Source organism: Aminobacter niigataensis, assembly GCF_946995915.1.
In the GTDB taxonomy this organism is placed as follows: Bacteria; Pseudomonadota; Alphaproteobacteria; order Rhizobiales; family Rhizobiaceae; genus Aminobacter; species Aminobacter niigataensis.
In genome coordinates this window covers 4574802-4593037 of record NZ_OX341517.1, presented here as the reverse complement: position 1 = coordinate 4593037, position 18236 = coordinate 4574802, and the positions used below count along the sequence as shown (strand labels likewise).

General features: G+C 58.2%; 20 protein-coding genes, 1 tRNA gene and 1 pseudogene. 6 read left to right on the top strand and 16 right to left on the bottom strand.

What is annotated here, in order from left to right; genetic code table 11:
• Positions 1-21 precede the first annotated feature (21 nt).
• Positions 22-1188: a hypothetical protein gene (locus O1Y97_RS22430; RefSeq protein ID WP_318762421.1), complete on the top strand. Its 1167-nt coding sequence runs from the start codon at positions 22-24 to the stop codon at positions 1186-1188.
• A 1-nt stretch (position 1189) separates the two neighbouring features.
• Positions 1190-1648 (top strand): hypothetical protein, encoded by a 459-nt coding sequence (locus O1Y97_RS22425; RefSeq protein WP_318762420.1) that lies wholly within the window; start codon positions 1190-1192, stop codon positions 1646-1648.
• A 20-nt stretch (positions 1649-1668) separates the two neighbouring features.
• Here the strand turns inward: O1Y97_RS22425 and O1Y97_RS22420 are convergent, their stop codons facing one another.
• The gene (locus tag O1Y97_RS22420) at positions 1669-1857 is read right to left on the bottom strand and encodes a hypothetical protein (protein ID WP_318762419.1); all 189 of its coding nucleotides are present in this window, start codon (positions 1855-1857) and stop codon (positions 1669-1671) included.
• A 211-nt stretch (positions 1858-2068) separates the two neighbouring features.
• Here O1Y97_RS22420 and O1Y97_RS22415 point away from each other — a divergent pair, with 211 nt between their 5' ends.
• Genes O1Y97_RS22415 through O1Y97_RS22405 form a run of 3 tightly spaced genes read left to right on the top strand, consistent with a single transcriptional unit; the run spans position 2069 to position 3377 of the window.
• A complete protein-coding gene (locus O1Y97_RS22415; RefSeq protein ID WP_318762418.1) occupies positions 2069-2710 on the top strand; it encodes a hypothetical protein in 642 nt (213 codons plus the stop codon).
• Positions 2711-2721: 11 nt separating this feature from the next.
• Complete coding sequence (locus tag O1Y97_RS22410) at positions 2722-3114, top strand: hypothetical protein (protein ID WP_318762417.1); 393 nt, start codon at positions 2722-2724, stop codon at positions 3112-3114.
• A gap of 11 nt (positions 3115-3125) precedes the next feature.
• A complete protein-coding gene (locus tag O1Y97_RS22405) occupies positions 3126-3377 on the top strand; it encodes a hypothetical protein (RefSeq protein ID WP_318762416.1) in 252 nt (83 codons plus the stop codon).
• Between the two features lie 625 nt (positions 3378-4002).
• On the opposite strand, the gene O1Y97_RS22400 is transcribed toward O1Y97_RS22405, so the two are convergent.
• The 7 genes and pseudogenes from O1Y97_RS22400 to O1Y97_RS22370 form a co-directional block, all read right to left on the bottom strand.
• Positions 4003-4725, bottom strand: a complete 723-nt coding sequence (locus O1Y97_RS22400) for a GGDEF domain-containing protein (RefSeq protein WP_318762415.1) — start codon at positions 4723-4725, stop codon at positions 4003-4005.
• A gap of 711 nt (positions 4726-5436) precedes the next feature.
• Entirely contained in the window at positions 5437-7623 is a 2187-nt protein-coding gene (locus O1Y97_RS22395) for a putative bifunctional diguanylate cyclase/phosphodiesterase (RefSeq protein ID WP_318762414.1), read from the bottom strand.
• 1044 nt (positions 7624-8667) lie between these two features.
• Positions 8668-9009, bottom strand: coding sequence for a hypothetical protein (locus O1Y97_RS22390; protein WP_318762413.1), 342 nt, complete (start codon positions 9007-9009; stop codon positions 8668-8670).
• Between the two features lie 380 nt (positions 9010-9389).
• A complete protein-coding gene (locus O1Y97_RS22385; protein WP_318762412.1) occupies positions 9390-9611 on the bottom strand; it encodes a hypothetical protein in 222 nt (73 codons plus the stop codon).
• Positions 9612-9747: 136 nt separating this feature from the next.
• Positions 9748-10029, bottom strand: a pseudogene (locus O1Y97_RS22380) (MucR family transcriptional regulator); the annotation flags it as partial.
• A gap of 315 nt (positions 10030-10344) precedes the next feature.
• Positions 10345-10977 carry an outer membrane protein gene (locus tag O1Y97_RS22375; RefSeq protein WP_318762411.1) on the bottom strand — a complete coding sequence of 211 codons (633 nt, stop codon included), beginning with the start codon at positions 10975-10977 and terminating at the stop codon, positions 10345-10347.
• Positions 10978-11339: 362 nt separating this feature from the next.
• Entirely contained in the window at positions 11340-12158 is an 819-nt protein-coding gene (locus tag O1Y97_RS22370) for a tyrosine-type recombinase/integrase (protein ID WP_318762410.1), read from the bottom strand.
• A 44-nt stretch (positions 12159-12202) separates the two neighbouring features.
• Between O1Y97_RS22370 and O1Y97_RS22365 the strand changes: the two genes are divergently transcribed.
• Positions 12203-12925, top strand: a complete 723-nt coding sequence (locus tag O1Y97_RS22365) for an antitoxin Xre/MbcA/ParS-like domain-containing protein (protein ID WP_318762409.1) — start codon at positions 12203-12205, stop codon at positions 12923-12925.
• A 26-nt stretch (positions 12926-12951) separates the two neighbouring features.
• Here the strand turns inward: O1Y97_RS22365 and O1Y97_RS22360 are convergent, their stop codons facing one another.
• The 8 genes from O1Y97_RS22360 to O1Y97_RS22325 form a co-directional block, all read right to left on the bottom strand.
• The gene (locus O1Y97_RS22360; RefSeq protein ID WP_318762408.1) at positions 12952-13515 is read right to left on the bottom strand and encodes a site-specific integrase; all 564 of its coding nucleotides are present in this window, start codon (positions 13513-13515) and stop codon (positions 12952-12954) included.
• 111 nt (positions 13516-13626) lie between these two features.
• Positions 13627-14697, bottom strand: coding sequence for a porin (locus tag O1Y97_RS22355; RefSeq protein WP_318762407.1), 1071 nt, complete (start codon positions 14695-14697; stop codon positions 13627-13629).
• A 1147-nt stretch (positions 14698-15844) separates the two neighbouring features.
• Positions 15845-15920, bottom strand: a tRNA-Phe gene (locus tag O1Y97_RS22350).
• A gap of 164 nt (positions 15921-16084) precedes the next feature.
• Entirely contained in the window at positions 16085-16303 is a 219-nt protein-coding gene (gene yacG, locus O1Y97_RS22345) for a DNA gyrase inhibitor YacG (RefSeq protein ID WP_318762406.1), read from the bottom strand.
• Positions 16300-16929 carry a Maf-like protein gene (locus O1Y97_RS22340; protein ID WP_318762405.1) on the bottom strand — a complete coding sequence of 210 codons (630 nt, stop codon included), beginning with the start codon at positions 16927-16929 and terminating at the stop codon, positions 16300-16302. Before O1Y97_RS22340 ends, yacG begins: the two co-directional genes overlap by 4 nt.
• A 52-nt stretch (positions 16930-16981) precedes the next feature.
• Positions 16982-17200 (bottom strand): translation initiation factor IF-1, encoded by a 219-nt coding sequence (gene infA / locus O1Y97_RS22335; RefSeq protein ID WP_006200926.1) that lies wholly within the window; start codon positions 17198-17200, stop codon positions 16982-16984.
• 88 nt (positions 17201-17288) lie between these two features.
• Entirely contained in the window at positions 17289-17747 is a 459-nt protein-coding gene (locus O1Y97_RS22330; RefSeq protein WP_108609250.1) for an arsenate-mycothiol transferase ArsC, read from the bottom strand.
• Between the two features lie 3 nt (positions 17748-17750).
• Positions 17751-18236, bottom strand: coding sequence for a UPF0262 family protein (locus O1Y97_RS22325; RefSeq protein WP_055977880.1), 486 nt, complete (start codon positions 18234-18236; stop codon positions 17751-17753).

The window sequence follows — 18236 nt, the reverse complement described above, 5'->3', positions numbered from 1 at the left end:
CTCCCTAGCAGGTAGGAAAAGATGGCCAACAGAAAACTTCCCACATCGCTCTCGACGCCGCCAGTTGCCGGTCCAGACTACATGGACGCTGTGGCGTCGAAGGTCGGCATGCTGTTCGACGCGGCATCGCTCAAGCCGACGGCAGTGACCAATTCGGGCAACGACTACACGATCACCGTCGACCCGGTGCTCGATGCCGACGTCGTGGCCAGCATGAGTTTCTACATCGACCCCAACGCCAGCAACACCGGTCCTTGCCGCCTGCGCGTGACCAACAGCAATCCCTACTATGATCTGGTCAAGGCCACGGGGGAGGCACTGGGGCCGGGGGACTTCGCGACAGGCACTGCCTATCTGGTCGTCTTCATGGGTGGTGAGTTTCGCATCCTCTCCGTAGCTAACAGCGAGACCGGAGTTGGGGCGAGCGTTTACTATCAGGAATTCCTGGTTTCCGGCACCTGGGCCAAACCAGCCAATCTCGACCCGAACGCAATCATCATGGTTGAAATTTGGGGCGGTGGCGGCGGTGGAAATGTTTCCTCATATAGCGGCGGTGGTGGCGGTGGCGCTTACGCTTTTGATTTCTTGCGCGCGTCCGATTTGACTTCTTCGGTTTCAATCACAATTGGCGCTGGGGGTTCGGTTAACGCTGTTGGCGGCAATTCTTCATTCGGCTCCTATGTTACCGCGTTCGGCGGTGGTCGAGGCGGAACCGGTGGCGGCGCAACCATTGTTGGTGGTGGTGGCGGCGGCGGCGGCGCTAGTTCAGCCGGCGCATCTGCGGGCGGAACCAATCAGACCAATGGCGGTAACGGCGGCGGCCCAACCATCGCGAACGGTTTGATTGCCATGCAGGGTACGGCAGGCGGAGGCGGAGCAACGGGAGGTGTGGGTAATTATGGCGGAGGCGGCGGCGGAGGTAATGCCACCGGAGGAACCCCCGGTGGTGATGCCCTCTATGGTGGCGGCGGCGGTGGGAACGGTGGCAATAATACCGTCGCCAACGGCGGTAGTAGCATCTATGGCGGTGGCGGTGGTGGTGGTGGCAGCGGTGGTGCGGCTGGTGGAACGTCATTGTATGGCGGAAATGGTGGCACCGCTACTGTCGCCGGCGCCGTTCCGGGCGGCGGTGGTGGTCGCAACGCTGTCGGCGGTGCTGGCAAATGCATTGTAAGGGTGGTTGGCTAAGATGAGCGAAGCAAAGAATTTCGCGGTGGTCGACGCCGACACACTTGTCGTCGACAACGTCATCCTGGCCAAAGATGGTTTTGGCATCGACGGCAAGGTGTTGGTGGCATCCGATACAGCCGGGATCGGCGATCTCTATGATGAAGCGACCGGGCAATTCACACGGCCCGAGGTGCCGGAGCCGACCCCGTCTGTCGACGATTACAAGAATGCCATCGTCGCCATGCTTGATGCGATGGCTCAGAAGCGGCGCTACGACAACTCTGTCTCGATCTCGACCTACGTCAACAGCACGAACCCGCAATGGTCAGCCGAAGCGGCCGCCTATGTCGCCTGGCGTGATGCGGTGTGGGTCTATGCCTATGCCGAACTCATGAAGGTGGAGACCGGTCAGCGGCCGCAGCCATCTGTCACCGACTTCCTGGCAGAGCTTCCGACGCTGACATGGCCGACAGAGTAACGGCCAGGTGCTATGTAATGTTACTCGGCAGCCACAACCCGAAGTGCGCTGGGCGAGCGCGTTGCCTCCGCCGCCCCGGACACATCAGTTTCATGAACGACAATCGGCTGGTTCGGCGTGCTGACGACGAGATAGCCATCGTTAAGACAATGGGTCACTTGAACTCGGAGCAGCACATAGTCGCCTGCACAGAAGGGGCCTTCGCTCATTGGCGCATCTCCGGCTGATCGCCCCGCGACACCCGACGACAGATAATCTGCAAAATCTCTACGAGATCACAAGCCACAAAATCATCGCCGACGCCGCGATGACGACTATCCAGTAGTACCAATCCTGCCAGCTCATAGGTGAGAGCGGTCGCATAGCGAGCCGCGCCTCCCGCGCGTGCGCCATTTTACTCCCAAAGACGAAGGAAATCCCATGGACCGTAGCAAGTTCTACGCGGCCTTGCGCGCGCGCTCGTCTGGCGTGTTCGGAACGTCGCTCACAAAGGGCCAGGTCGACGGCGCCGAGCGCATTCTCGACGAGGCGCAGCGCCGCGGCACGCCGTTGCGGCATCTCGCCTACATCCTGTCTACCGCCTACCACGAGACAGCCCACACCATGCAGCCGACCCGCGAGAAGGGCGGCGAAAAGTACCTCCGATCCAAGCGCTATTATCCGTGGGTGGGCGAGGGGCTGGTGCAAGTCACCTGGGAAGAAAACCACCGCAAATTCGGCGTCACGGCACCGGGCCAGATGATGACCTGGCCGATTGCCCTGCGCGCCATCTTCGACGGCATGACCAAGGGCATGTTCACCGGCAAGAAGCTGGACGATTTCATCTACGCCGAGAAATGCGATTACGTCGGAGCCCGTCAGATCGTCAACGGCACCGACCGTGATGACGACCTGGCCGGGTATGCCAAGACCTTTGAAACCGCACTCCGCGCGGCCGCCTACATCGGCCAGGCACCCCAGAAGCTCCAGATCCCCGAACCGAAGCCCCAACCCATCCCAGCACCCGCGCCTGAGCCGGGGCCCGGCTGGCTATCCCGCATCCTCGCCCGGCTTTTCTCCTGAAAGGAACTCCCATGATACAGCAGCAGAACTTCCTTGGCCCACTGATCGCCGGCAAGGTCTTGGACAAAGTCATCGGTCGCGTGCTCGACAAGGTGGCGGTTAACCCGAAAATCTCGCTCGAACCGACCGACGTGCCAGCCGTTCGCGAGGTCGTTGCTGAGACCGTGCGCAACGAGCTTGCCGCGCGCGAGCAGCACGCTACCAACAACGAGCCGGCCTACCAGTCTCGAGTTGCACAGGGCTCGGTGGCCTCGATCCTTGGTGCCCTGGCATTGATTGCCGAATTGTGGACGAACGGCGTGCCCGATGCGCCGACACTCTATGTCGGGCCGGTCACGATCCTCACGGGCGCTGTCTGGGCACTCTACGGCCGCTTCATTGCCAAGAAGCCGCTCGGTGCATAATGGAGGGTGAGATGGATCTGAACGCAAAGCCCGCTGATCGCATGGCAGAACTCCCGGTGAGGACACGGGAGTTTCTTGCGCAGCTGCGGGAAGAAGACATCGACACTCTCAACGCTGGCTTGAGGCTCGTCGTCGCAACCATGACGGTCGGTCGTGCCGTCAAATGGGCGATTGTCGGCATCCTCGGCCTGTTCGCAGGCGTCGTGATGTTCGGGGAAAGTGTGCTGAAGATCCTGACATGGTTTAAGCCGCCACCGACTTAGATTTACCGGTAATTAACCAAGTCTTGCGACTATGGTTTGGCGGTCATGTATCCAGTACCGCGTCCTTTTAAGCATGACCAATCAAGAGCCCCGCTGCCGAAAGGTGGCGGGGCTTTTTTTGTTATGCCGCTTGAGGGGGCTGTTGCGGTGGCCGCGGCTTGGTCAGGGAACGCAACAGCTTGCAAAGTTCATGCAGGTCATTTTCAAAGGCCGACGGATTTGAAAGCACCGCGTCGCAGTGCTTGACTTTGCTGGCTGGCGGCGAGCCTTTCTTCGTGCTTGGATTTTTGGCGCCGTGGCCATCAGGTCTGCTGCCACTATCTATATCACCCGCGGCTGCTAGTCCGCAGAGCGACGCCAAGATAATACTGCAGGCCAAACATGCTGCAAAAGTTGATGCACGGGCCACAACCTTCTCCCCCTACCCGCCAATGCATTTGAGCATGCCGAGCTTAGCAGGTGATTTAGCTGGTTCTAACGTTACGTCAAGCGACGAGCACGCGTGGGCTTCGGCACATGCAATCACACATAGCGAGCCGTGCGATGCTGCACACGCCAAGGCACCACTCTGACGCCGCGACAAAGCTGCGCCTAACAGACACCTCCGGTCGGCCAGTGGGACGGCCTAGGCCGATTTGTAGCTGAAAGAGACGCGGTTTCGGCCTTGTTGCTTTGCCTCGTACAGACATCGAGCCGCCTGACGCAGGCTCTGCGCTGTATCGGCCGAGGCCGGCATCTCCGCGCCGCCTATGCTGACCGTTGCCCTGACGCTGCCGCGACCACTTTTCATCCACGGCATTGCTTCAACTTGTCGCCTGATCAGTTCAGCCCGCAACATCGCGCTATCTTTATCGACGCCTCGAAGAATGACGCCGAATTCCGTACCACCGGTTCGGCCAACAATGTCGCTGGGTCGGGTGGCGTATAACAGCGCTTTGGCTATCCGGCTCAGAATCTCGTCACCCTTTGCATGACCATGCCGATCATTGAGCCCGGTAAAATTGTCGGCGTCGATGAGAAGCAGTGTGTCGCATTCGTCCTCATGGCGCGCGCGTGCGAGTTGCCCCAAGAATCCTTCTCGGTTGAGCAGGCCAGTTGCCTGATCGTGAGTGGTTGAATACGTCAGTTTTTCGTGGGTTTCTTTCAGCGCAGTATGAGATCTGGCAAGAGCTTGGGTCGCGTCCTTATATTTCTCAGCTTGGAGGAAGATGTACGAAGAGATCGGCATTGCGATGACGATGGGAATGACCGTGCATTCGATCCAGCTCAGCCAGTCAATTGGCATTCCAAAGGCTAATCTAGAGGAAAATGAGAAGGTAAAGGTCAAGACGATTGCAATGACCGTCACCACTACCGCCTTTGGGAGAACGACCTTGTACCGATCCATTGCACTAAATTAGCATGACCGCAGTAAAGCGAGCATTACTGGCTTAGGATGAATTGTATGCACCGTTGGTGCACACCGATGAAGGCCTTCTGGGTCCTCCATCCGGACGGCCTTCTCACCGTTCATAGAACATAGTTCACTTCATCTTAGGAATTTTGCGCCATGCTTCCACGTGCGGTGACTTTTGGCGCCGCAACCTAGGATGCCAAACCCCACGAAACCCCGTGACCTGCCACCGGACACGGGGTTTTGCTGTGCGCATTCTCCGCATTTTCAGATGTCGGTGGAGTTCCGGCAAATTTGCCTGAGTTTCCGCTTGCGGCAGTAGGCATCGATTATTTGGCCTCGTATTGCCCAGGCACTAACCTAAAAGTCAGCAGCTTTAGCTATTGCTGATGAAATGCGTTTTGATATGCTTGCAGTGTAGAGCGTGCGCCCCGCCAACCCCGCCCTGACACGCTCTGCCAATAAGTAACACTTTGCCTGCGAGGCCTATTGAAAAACCCGCTCCTGTTAGGGAGCGGGTCTCCTTCGCCCGGCGCTGTGTCCGCACGCCAATACATGAGGCAAGCAATGCGCACCCCGATGATGGTCGGTGATCCATCTTATCCGCTACGCTGGGCGAAGTGTAGTCGGCAATTGGAGCTAGGCGGGTTCATGGCGCGGCCACCGCTACGTCGCCAAGACTCCGTCAAGCGGCCGCCCAAGAAAGCGTTGGGTAAGCTCTTCCTTGGACAGAGGTTTAGAAAACCAATAGCCCTGCAATTCGTGACTGCCGGCTTCTCGGGCAAACTCTGCCTGGTGCCGGTTCTCAATTCCTTCGACCGTGACAGGGACCCCGAGAGCATTCACCAGTTTGATAGTGGCATCCAGCACTTCTGCAGCCTGAGCATCGTGCTCTATATTGGCGACAAGCGACTTGTCCAACTTGACGCGATCGAAGCAGAATTGCCGCAAGGAGCCGATACTCGCGAAACCAGAACCGAAATCGTCGAGAGCAACCTTAATTCCGAGCGCCTTGATCTCGGAAATTGATCGTTTTGCCTGATCGGCGTTCGAAATAAGGACGCCTTCCGTGAGTTCGATTGTCAGGCGGTGAGGCTCAAATGCAAATTTGTCCAGGGTCGCCTGAAGGCCTCCTGCGAAATACCGGTTGCGAAGCTGTAGCGGAGAAACATTGACGGCGATCTGCAGGCCGGGCCAGCGTGATCCTTGGGCTATAGCTTCTTCCAGGATTTGAGACCCCAGCAGCCCAATAAGCCCGGATCTCTCGGCAACTGGAATGAACACGTCTGGAGCAATCGGCCCACTCTCGCTGTTCCATCTCGCCAGGGCTTCCACGCCGCAAATATCCCCGGTGCGGGCATCAACGACCGGCTGGAATGCGACCTTGAGTTCGCGCCGATCCAGCGCTTCAAGTAGCTGTTGTTCCAGCTTCGCATGTTCAGAAAGCTCGGCTTCTAAATCTGGGCTAAACACCACGGTCGTGCCATCTGAACCATGCTTGGCCTGATGCAGAGCCAGTTCGGCTTGTCGTAACAAGTCGTGAAAGTTCGCCCCTGCAAACACGGTCTCGGCTACGCCAACGCTGACCCCTATTTCGATCTCATGTCGGCCAATTTTGAAGGGCTCTGCGAACACCTCACTCACGGCTGATTGCAAATGTGCGCCCTTTTCGGGGTCATCAACCAACGACACGATTGCGAACGCATCGCCATCCAGCCGAGATATCGTTGTTGCGAGTGGCAGATCCTTGGTCAACCGTGCTGCGACAGCCCCCAGCAGCATATCGCCAACCTGTTGCCCCCAGAGGTCGTTAATGGCTTTGAAACCGTCGATGTCCACCAGGTACAGGCCGATCTGCGCCGAACGGCATCCATCGGGCGGCGTGAGGTTTTCGACGTATTCGGAAAGACCCGATCTATTGAGCACGCCGGTCAAATGGTCGTGGAGGGAATTTCGCCTCGCGCGGGCCTCTTCCTTGGCGAGCGACCGCACTGAAAGCAGACCAATCATGCCAATGCCTACGATCAGCAGAAGCAGGATTGCAGCCGATCCGAAAATTAGCGGACGAACGCGTTCGTAGCTACGTGTACCCGGCTTCTCAGATGGAAGGCTGAGGAAGCCTAAAGCATTCCCGTCAACATCTTTTAGGGGCGCCGCAACTGTGCCCTCGATGGCGCTATCAGTTAGCTGAAGGCCGCGGAGGTTGAATTTTCGCGCTGTCTCGCTGAGGGCTTTGGCATCAAGATCCTTTTCAAATATCAGAATGTAAGGATCTAGTTCCGGAAAGCCCTGAAGGAAGGGACGGATGCGCGCAGCTCCAATGACCGCGGGCCCGTGCAAAGTTCCTATGAAAGCGGCTTGGACGTCTCCCTGAATACCATCAGCCGCGCGCGCGCGCTCCACGAGGCGAGCCAAGGAGCTGTCGAAAAACGCGCTGGGCTGCACGTCCATTGACTTGCCATAGCGGTAGTACAGCAGTGGTTTATCATCGGGCCCGATCACCAGTGCCATGTCATAGAGTGGATGGTCTAAAGTCGGGACTCCCCAGCTCTCGATCAGCCAGGCATCTCGAATTGGCGAGTTCAGCTGACGATAAGCCTCATCCCAGAATGCGTTGTCCCTGACCGTACCAGACATCTGCGAGCGCATTGCCTCCAGTGCGGAGGAAGCTGCGTCAGTCGCCCTTGTTTCATCGAGTTCATCCGCGGTACGGACAATGGAATAGATAGCACCGCTGACGAAAACCCCTAACGCCGCTGCTACGCCAAGCGAGAGAAGCACGGCGATTATGATGACTGTTCTTTTTCGATGGCCCGAGGAACCGAGAGGAGGGAGAGGAACGCCGCCTGTCATTGAAAAAGCTCACGAAAGGAAAAGTTACTGCCTGGGGATAAATTAACCCGACCGCTTAAGTTGCGACTGAATAAGAATCTCCTAATTTAATCCCTAAATTTGTTGATCGTATCAACTATGCTAGCCCGGCAGCATTGACGCCTCAATCAGAGGTAGCTCTTGCTATTCAGGTGCGGGAATAGTTGCGCAGAGTAGTGTCTCTGCAGGCCGGGCGGGGAGCGTGAACCTGTTGGCCGATCCTGCTGCGTTTGAATAGTTCGGGCACGTGTGAAGGTGTGCCGCCCTAAGGAGAACACTTCAGATCCTCATCGAGGGAACCAAACGCGCAAGAAGTCGTTCTTCACAGGTGAAAATTAGGAGGCCATAATGGAGCGTAGTGTTCATGAGGCGCGATGGATACTTGCGCCAATTTTTGGTCTTTGTGTTGGCCTTTTTACGGCCAGTGTATTTTTTACTTAAAAGGAGATTAAATCATGGCCGACGGACCTACGGTAGTCAACACTGGAGGAGGCGGCGGGGCTGGATGGGTCGTTGCCATCATTGTCGCCGTCGCTGCAGTGATTGCTTTCTTTGTTTTCACTCAAGGGGACTGGGGTGGAAGCCGAAACATTGATGTAGACGTTGATGTCCCAGCGGGCTCGTCTGCACCGGCGCCCTCCGCACCCGAAGCCCCCGCCGCTCCGGCAGCCCCCGCCGCTCCAGCAGCACCCGCCCCCGCTGCACCTAGCGGTCAGTGATCTAAGGCGGTGACATCAATGGCCCCGCTGCCGAAAGGTGGTGGGGCTTTTTTGCGTTTACGGGAACTGAGGCTGCATCTGCGGGGTTATGAGCATACCCCGTGCGAGGTCGGGCTACGTGGTTTCCCTTTCAGCCACGTTTAGGTGAAAGCCTGCCGGTCCTTTTTTGCCTCCGGCAGGCTTTCGCACGTCGGGGAACTATTCCGTCCTTTTTGTATTCCTAGATCGGAGCGACCCGCACTCCCTCAGTACGCTCGCTCCAGCAGCGGGCCTGCCGTGAACCCTCCCGGCAGGCCTTCAACCCTTGTCACTCTGCTGCGTCGGACTCGTTCGCCGCGGCCGTAAGCGCCGCCCTTACAAGGGCGTCGATCATTTCATCCGAATGGACCTCATCGGGGCAGTAGTCTTCCGCAATGGTCCGAGCCAGTTGGCGCAGATCGTCGGGCTCCGTGGTGCCTGCGGCAGCGAATTGTTTCATCACGCTCTGGATGACTTCAAAGTCGAACGCAGAAATGGGAGCTACCATAGCTTCCTCCATAACCGGGGGCGGAAGCGCTGGTGCTTTCAGTCGACGATGCCCGCGAACGTTCCCGTCGATGGAGGAATTGTAATCCTTGCAACCACGGATCACCAAGCGATATTGCGCCATGGGCTGGGGTCCCTACGCCGAAAGGTGGCCGGGCTTTCTTTTTGGTAGGGCGGAACAAGTGTGCTTTGAGATTGTTGCGACACGAAGAATGATCGCAATATGCGCACAGCGTCATTTCGTTGCTAGCACCTGCATCACCGAGCCGCCTTCTTAGGACGGAAACTGAAGCGTCACCGACAGGGGGCGCACAAGGATTCCCAAAATGTCCGATTTACCGAGCATGCTGCAGGGCACCCACCCTACGGTTTGGCGTTTGATGGAAGAAACCAACATTACTGAAGAGCAAGCTCGGGAGCTTATCGCTCTGATCGGATATGAGTGGCCATCACTTCTAAGGGAAGCCCGGATCCTGGCGAAGAAACGGTAATCCAGGCGCGCCGTTAGCCGATCTTCCTGATGCGGCCTTTCTCTATGAGAAACGCGCCGCTTGTCCCACCTTGCCTTGCCAGATCAGTTTGCAGTTCGTCCCATGTTCCCAGATATTCGCCGCAGTCATCGCATGCGATAGGAGTATCTGGGTAAGCGTCCTCTGGAATCCTCAGCCGGATCGTTTTGCAATAGGGGCATTCCAGCCTGTGGTTCAGATAGCGGGTCTCAGCCATAGCGACACCTCCGCCGAGAGAACGGGAACGACTGAGCGTATCCTGACGACTGGAAATTTCAAGACCGTTCCGTAGCTGCGCTTTTGCCAAGCGCTTGCTGCCAGCGGGCAGCGCACACCGCCTAGTGGCGGTTCGGCTAAGCCTTGACCTTACCGTTTCGTTGTTTGGCCGGCTTCCTCGCCGACCCTGTCGTTGGCTGCTTGCGCCCGAGGCCCAACTTCTTCGCCAATTCGGAGCGCTTCGCCGAGTAAGTTGGAGCGGCCATTGGATAGTCAGCGGGAAGCGACCACTTTGCGCGGTATTCGTCGGGCGTCAGACCAGCCCCAGCCAAGTGGCGCTTGAGCGTCCGGTACTGTTTACCGTCTTCCAGGCTGATCAGGTATTCCGGGGTCAGGATTTGGCGATTGACACGAGCAGTGGAACCTCGGCGCTTTTCCCGAGTTCTGCATGTGCACACAACGTGGCTTTTGTCCTTAGGCTCCGTTGATCCCGAAACTGAGGCCCTTGCCTGCGAACACGCGGCGGGCCTCTTTTTTATTGCGGTATCAAGTCTCGGTCACGGTCACGTGGCGCAGCTTTTCCTCACCGGATAGATGCTTGGTCATGGCTTTCCAGACAGGAGACACTGGCACGGTCATGCTAAGCTGCTCTGGCCGGCGAAGCTTTTTTTTGTTGGGCGCAAACAAAAACCCCGGCGCGAGGCCGGGGCTTGAGACGTTCAGGCGGCCGCCGTTCAGAACTTGTAGGCCACACCGAGGAGCACGTCGTGCGTTTTGACGTCGTACTCGTGCGTGTGTGAGCCAGCGAATTCAAACTCGTCTTTGCCGAAATCCGAATAGAGGTACTGGCCTCTGACAATCAGATTGTCCGTCACCGCCCACTCGACGCCGGCGCCAACGGAATAGCCGGTCATTGTCTTCTTGGCGATATCGTCGCCATCACCATCATGATCGGCTTCAAAACTGGCGATGGCTACACCGGCAGTCAGGTAGGGCATGAAGCGGTCAATCGCATAGCCAACCCGACCGCGGATGGATCCACCCAGTTCCTGGCTTAGAGGAAGCGTGAAATCGTCTTCCGGTTCGGCGGTTCTGAAGTTCAGATCGCCCTCGACGCCCAAGACCACATTGCTGAACTGGACGTTGTAGCCCGCGTATAGGGCTCCAGCGAAGCCGCCGTCGCGACGATCGAAATAGCCGTTTTCCAATTCATCGTAATTGATAGACGCCCAGCCAATCGCGCCACCGACATAGACGCCGGACCAGTTGTAGGCTGCCGCGCCAGGCTCAACCACCACGTTGTCTGCAGCGTTCGCTGCGGTGGAGATTGCCAGCGTAGCGATGGCAGTCACGAGAATCTTTTTCATTGAAGCACCCCAATCCATAAGCCCGGCGCAATATACGAACTTTTCGGTTGAGGGAAAGTGGATGCTATACATAAGGTTGCAACTGGCGTCTCTACTGTAACTTTGTTGCAACATGTTAGTTTGCATGAATATAATGCTGATGCCGCGTCAAACGACGTACTTCTTGCCCTCGGCCTTGTGCTCGTAGCACGGCACTCTGGGCTTCGCCGTCGGCTAGCAAGCGCCGCACTGGTTCTGTCCTTTCTGCTGCCGACATGTTCGTAAAAGTGCTCGACGCCCTGTGCGATGCGGTGGATTGTTCGTCGCTCATTGCCCGTAGGTTAGCACTATGCGCCTTAGCAAAACTTCGTGAGCTGTCCTTCTCAAGGTTCTTCCACGCAGCCATTCTCAAGAACTATTTGCACTCCGCGGAGATCATCCGAGGTAACAAATCTCGATGATGTTCGCGGCGTCCGATAACCCATCCAACGATGGATGGTTTTTGTATCGACACCTTGTTCCACTAACCGAGCTTCGCAGCAGTAACGGAGACCGGACGGCGAAATCGGGCTGCCAATCCCGGCGTCAATCTGCGACCGTCGCCAGGCTGCCCGAAGCCCTTTCAATCTGACTGCCGAAAATGGTCCTTGAGGAAGAGACGACCGGAATGTCAGTGCCTTTGAAGCACGCTGCGTAAGCGGGATCGTTCGCCCGTAGCCGGTTGAGGACCAAAATGTCACGTGCCGGTGGGTAATGTCAGACCATCTTAGTGCAAGGGCTTCCTTCATCGTCGAACCAGTATCAGCAAGAAAGGTGATAAGCCGATGTGATTCGCGGTCACTGGCTTCCAGCGCAGCGAGAGCTCGATTAATTTGATCGTTGCTGAGTAGAGTCGGTGCTTTTGTAATTTCCGGCAGTCGGTCTACCCTGGGGCTTTCTGGTATATAGCCCGCGTCAAAAGCCCCTTTTATCAACTTGCGGAAGAAGGACAGTTTCCGGTTGATCGTGGGATCTGAATTACCGGCGTTTCGATATCGGGTGACTGTTTGGTCAATGGACAGCGCAGTCGCGACGATTCCGCAGCGCCCAGCGAGCCTGTCCAACTCGTTGATCGCAAGCTCAGCATTGTAACGGTGTGCAGCGTTGGGCCATAAACGGAACTTGAGCACGTCCAATACCGCTACCAAGTTATCGTCTAGCAATGATCGGGCCTCCCGTGATCGAGTTTCTAGCATAGGAGAGTGTGTTGAACGGTGATGCCCCCCAACGTCCCCAGAAATTCAAAAAAGAGGACATGGCGGGCCTCATAGCTGCTGAGGTCGAGCAACTGCTTGCGCGTCTGGATCCCGACCTAAAGCGTCCCGCTATCATTAGCGCGGCGAAGTTAGCAGGAGTTGCAGCAACTTCTTATGTTTTCCTATCGCTGAAAAGGCAGGCGGCGCTCACGACGGATCTCAACGATGTGGCAGATAAGCTCGACAGTTTCATCGCAGAGATAGCAGGGGTGACGAGACAGGAACTTCTCGCGCAGCGGGCTGCGGACGGAGGCACTACCAAGCCGAGCAAGTCACCCACGCCCGTCCCAAATCCGCTTTCTGTGGTTGCCTTGCACGACTGGGTCGGGCCATCAGCCGGCCCCACATTCTTGGAGGAAAATTATGGTATTCCTCGTTCTACCCTGCACCGCTGGCAACGACGGAATGAAGCAATTGCGCTTTTAGCGGGCGGTAAGAGGCACGTGTTTCCTCTGGCCCAATTTGTAGATGGCCGACCAGCAAACGGGATCGCGGATGTGAGCGAGGTGATCGGCCATTCTAGACTGACTTGGTATTGGCTAAGCAGGCCGTGTGACGAGCTTGACGGTTATTTGCCAATTGATCTTCTAAAAATGGACCGTGTGAAGGATGTTGTTCAGGCGGCGCGGGCTTATGCGAAAACCGTGCGGCTACCGGAAAACGACCCGAGGTAGCTAGCGTCGGGTGCTGGCCGACGGCATCATCGTTCCAGTACCCGTACACATGCCTCCAAGTCGGTATCGGCATACTGCGCGTAGCGCATCGTCATCGCGAGCGATCGATGACCTAGCCACTTTTGGACGGTACGCAAGTCGACGCCGCCTTTGACAAGCCGTACCGCGCACGTGTGTCTTAAGACGGTGGGAACGAGGCTCGCGTCGAAGATCCCGACGTCCTGCTTGGCGCTTTTCCAGGCCGCTCGATAGTTCTGGAGCCTTACCGAAACGTAAGGTCCGTCAGCGTTCTCGCGCTGGCCGGCCATGGCACGCTCTGCCCGTTTAGTCAGTGGTATCGTCCGCTTTATCGTTGTCTTTCCCTGCTCGAACGTCACGCTTTGTTCGCCTGCTGACGCCCACTTGAGCGCTGTGGCCTCGCCAATGCGGGCGCCGGTGTCTAGGAGAAAGACTGACAGACTAAAATAGAGTTCCGATTGAGCGCGGAGGGCAGCAAACAAAGCTGTTTCCTCTTTCCCGTCCAGAAACCGAACTGGGGGAAGCCCTTCCCGCTGTGCGCGAGCCTTAGACAGGTTGTGGAAATCAGCCATGGATCATCCACCAAAATCGGCGGAGAAGAAACTGCGCCATTTAAGCACAAACGAAGACGGCCCGCGATCCGAGGACCGCGGGCCGTCTGTCTAAGTCAGCCTTTCAGCCGATTAGAACGAGGCGTCGAGACGGAGGAAGCCGTTGAACGAGCCGTCTTCGAAGCTGTCGCCGTCGTCGTAGTTGAGGGCGAGCTTGGCGTTCAGGTTCTCGACGATCGTGTAGTCGATGACCGCACCAACCGTCCAGTCGTCACCGCCAACGTCAACGGTCTCGCCGGTGATGAAGTTGCCGTAGTGGCTGTCAGCGAAGTACTGGCCGCCGAAGCCGACGCGCAGCTTCTCGTTGACCTGGTACTTCAGGTAACCACCAACCGACCATTCGTAGCCGGCGTAGAAGTCGGCCAGACCGAACCAGGTGGCGCCCGACTCGTAAGCTGCGAGCAGCTCGACGGTCAGAGCATCGGTCGCCTTGACGCGAGCGATACCCTTGAGGGCGAATTCCGAGAAACGATCGTCATAGCCGGCGAACAGGTCGACCGAACCCCAGCCCTGCGACACCGAAACCTTGCCGGTGATGAGCGGGATGTAGTCGAAGTTGTTGTCTTCTTCTTCCAGGCCGAGCGACACTGCGATGCCGTTGCCGGCGTCGAAGGTGTAACGGATCTGGTTGATGAAGTCGCCGCCGCCGGCGTCGAACTCGCCGCCCAGGTCGCCGTCGAACAGGGTGTCGTTACGACCGACCATCAGGCCGCCCAGTTCGAAGAAGGCATAACGGATCTTCGAGCTGGTAGGATCAGAGTACTCGCTGTAGCCGATCGGCTCGAGGGTGCTCGGGGTGCCAAAGGTTCCGCCATCGTTGGCGAACTCGAGTTCGATGAAGCGACGGAACGTGCCGTATTCGGTTTCCGAACGGGCGTCGAGGTTCACGCGAGCCTTGGTGGTCTTGATCCAGCCGTCATCGCCGGTCGTCTCGGCCCAACCGATCTCGTAACGAACGAGGCCGCCGACCTTCAGGCAGGTCTCGGTGCCGGGGATGTAGTAGAAGCCCGCGCCGTAGACGTCGCAGATGCGGACGTATTCCATGGGTTCCGGCTCAGCGACGACGACAGCGTCGGCCGCACGAGCGCCGGAGACTGCGAGCAGAGCCGCAGCGGAGCCGAGAAGAAGGCTCTTAATGTTCATTTTCTGACCTCCAGTCAAAAGTTTCAAAAGAGGGTCTGGGTATTTTTTGCTGAAGGACAGCGTTCCCTGCCCCATCCCCGTTTGAAAAAGATGCGCACCGCGCTCCCTCTTCGACCCCGACATTACTGATGACCGGATGCGGTTCAACAACCAACGTGCCAAACGTACACGCTAAATCGCGCTATCCAATTAGCGTGTGGCAGAAAAGCCACGATTTGAGGGGGCGCATTAGAACTCTGTTAATACTCGGAGCGCCGAAAGCCAGAAATAACACGACAGGTGCCCTCAGAGAGAAAGCCGCGGTGGGGATGATTCTCCTCTGACTTCTTGTCGAAGGAGGCCAGCGACATCAAAATCTTACAAGGCGCCCGTCGTCCAGACGCTCCTGCCAATGACGTGCACCGAGCGTCTCGAAGGCTGGGCCTGGCTACTTGAACGCCAGCCAGATCGGCGTCTGGGTGCGTTTGCGGGCACCGAGTTTGCCTCGAGCGCCGAACGTCTTGCCATGCGCGTTCAGGCTCGCCCCCTAGCGGCGGCGTTCGAGGACCCAGCCTTCCGCGCGGCTGGCCTCGCCGACGATAACTAATGCTGAGGCTAAGCGATTCTTTGACTTATCCGACGGGCGGTCAGGGGCGCCACTGCCGCCCGCTATGTTCGCGCAGCAATCGGGTTGTGGACGCGCATCCGAGCCTTTTTTGCCTGAAGAGACAGCCAGCTTTTCACGCGGGGATCCCACACCAATTCCCGCCGCATCAAGTTTAAGACGGTTAGCCTCCCGGGGCGGTCTTTTTCTGCTTGTTAGCGACGTGGGTCAGGCACTCCCGGAACCAAATGTTCGAGGAGCCAGTAGGAAGCGACGCGCGTCCAGTGTCGCGGGGCTTCTATTGCTTTGGGCGGATGAGGGCCAATTGCTGCTCCATCTGCATCTTAGCGCGAATGGCGTCCGCCATCAGGCTGTCGCCTTCACGTCTCGTTCGGCCCCAATTATCTCGCGCCCATGTCGCGTTCCATGTCGCGTCGACTAGCCGAGTGTGAGTGAAACCCTTTGGAAATCAAGGGAACTCAGTTGCAACATGACGCGACATGACATCGGCAAATTTGCCGCAGTCGTATGGGGTTAAGTTGCTGATTTTGTTTAGGAAAGGGGTGGTGCCCAGACGCGGATTCGAACCACGGACACGCGGATTTTCAATCCGCTGCTCTACCAACTGAGCTATCTGGGCCTAGTTCCAGGATCGGGCAAGGAGCCTTGATCCGGATGCCTTGAGTGGTGCGCTGCACCCTTGAAAGCGGGTGGGTTATAGCACGAGATTTGCCTCTGTCCAGCGCCTGGGATGTCTTTTTCTGCAAAGAAATCACAGGCCGTCGCGGAAGCCGAAATGGGGCGTCAGCTTCGTTCGCCGGCTTCGCTGCTGCTGGTCGAATCTTCCTCCTCGTCGTCGCGGACGGGAATGGCATAGGAGCCCGAGAGCCAGCGGTTGAGATCGACCGCCTTGCAGCGCGGCGAGCAAAAGGGGTAGCTCTCGCGCGCCGACGGCTTGCCGCATTCGGGGCAGGGCTTCTTGGCGCGCAAGGGCGTCACGATATCGCCGGGCTTGCCCGTCATGCGCGCCCCCCGGCCTGCCAGTTGAGCTGGACCTGGTAGCCTTCGCCCGAAAGCAGCGACGTCGTCTCATAGAGCGGCAGGCCCACGACATTGGTGTAGGAGCCGACGAGCTTGACCACGAAGGTGCCGGCAAGCCCCTGGATTCCGTAGCCGCCGGCCTTGCCGCGCCATTCGCCCGAGGCGAGGTAATTTTCCATGTCCTGCTTCGACAGGCGCTTGAAGCGCACACGCGTCTCGACCAGGCGCTGACGCAGTTTGCCCGCAGGCGTCACCAATGCAAGCCCGGTATAGACGCGGTGCGAGCGGCCCGACAGGAGCTGCAGGCAATGCAGCGCCTCGTCCGACGTCTCCGCCTTCGGCAGGATGCGCCGCCCGACCGAGACCACCGTATCGGCGGCAAGGATGAAGCCCGAAACAGGCTCGGCTTCCTTGGCCAGCACTTCGTGTGCCTTCTGCGCCTTGGTCACCGACAGTCGCTTGGCAAGCGAGCGCGGGTGTTCGGCGCGCATCGGCCGTTCGTCGACATCGGCTGGAAACAGCCGGTCGGGCTCGATGCCTGCCTGCTGCAACAGCTCGACACGGCGGGGCGAACCCGAGGCAAGCACAAGCTTTTGCAGATCGCTCAATCCAAGATCCTGTAGGCTGAGGCCGGCCGACGCGCTCGAGGCAGCAGACGGTCTACTTGAAGCGGTAGGTGATGCGGCCCTTGGTCAGGTCGTAGGGCGTCATTTCTACGAGGACCTTGTCGCCGGTCAGAACGCGAATGCGATTCTTGCGCATGCGGCCGGCGGTGTGGGCGATGATTTCGTGTTCGTTTTCGAGCTTGACCCGGAACATCGCATTCGGCAACAATTCCGTTACGACGCCCGGAAACTCGAGGACTTCTTCCTTCGGCATTCGGTACCTTTGGTTTGGATGACTTGCCCGGCGTCCCGGCCGGAATTTGCGCGGAACCTATATGATAATCCGCGCTTTGTGAACACGCTTAATCGGCGTCGATTTTCTGTGCGTCTACCGCAAATCTTTCGACCATTCTTGCCTTCAGCCGTTCACGCACGTCCCTGTAGGCACTCATGATCTGATCGCGCGTACCGGTCGCTGCCGTCGGGTCGGGGGTCGGCCAGTACTCGACGTCGACGGCCATCGACCGGGTGAGTTCGAGGGCGGCGTGATGCGCTTCCGGCGCAAGCGTGACGATCAGGTCGAAATAGTCATCCTCCAGATCGTCGATGGTGCGCGGCTGGTGCTCGTCCAGTGCCATGCCTTCTTCGGCCAGAACGGCATCGACGAAGGGGTCGCGGTCGCCGGCGCGCACGCCTGCCGAGGTGACGAAGATCGACGGCGACAAGCTGTGGCGGGCAATCGCTTCGGCCATCGGCGAGCGGACCGAATTCATTCGGCACATGAACAGGATGGAGCGCGGAGAGGTTGCGTTTCCCGCCATATGTCATCCGCGCCAGTGCAGAACGCAGATCAGCGTGAAGAGGCGGCGGGCGGTGTCGAAGTCGATCTCGATCTTGCCGGAGAGACGATCGAGCAGGGTCTGCGAACCCTCGTTGTGCAGGCCGCGCCGGCCCATGTCGATCGCCTCGATCTGGCTCGGCGTCGAAGAGCGGATCGCCTCGTAATAGCTTTCGCAGATCATGAAGTAGTCCTTCACGATGCGGCGGAACGGCGTCAGCGACAGGATGTGGGTGACCACAGCCTCGCCATGCTCGCGCGAGATGGCGAATACCAGCCGCGCGTCGACCAGCGACAGCTTGAGCCGATATGGGCCATGGCCGTCGTCGTTCATCGGATGGAACGAGTTTTCCTCGATCAGGTCGAAGATCGCGACAGCGCGTTCATGCTCGACGTCGGGCGTGGAACGGCCGATCGATTCGTCGAGTTCGACGTCGACCAGGCGGGAGCGTGCGTGGCCTTTGTCGGACAT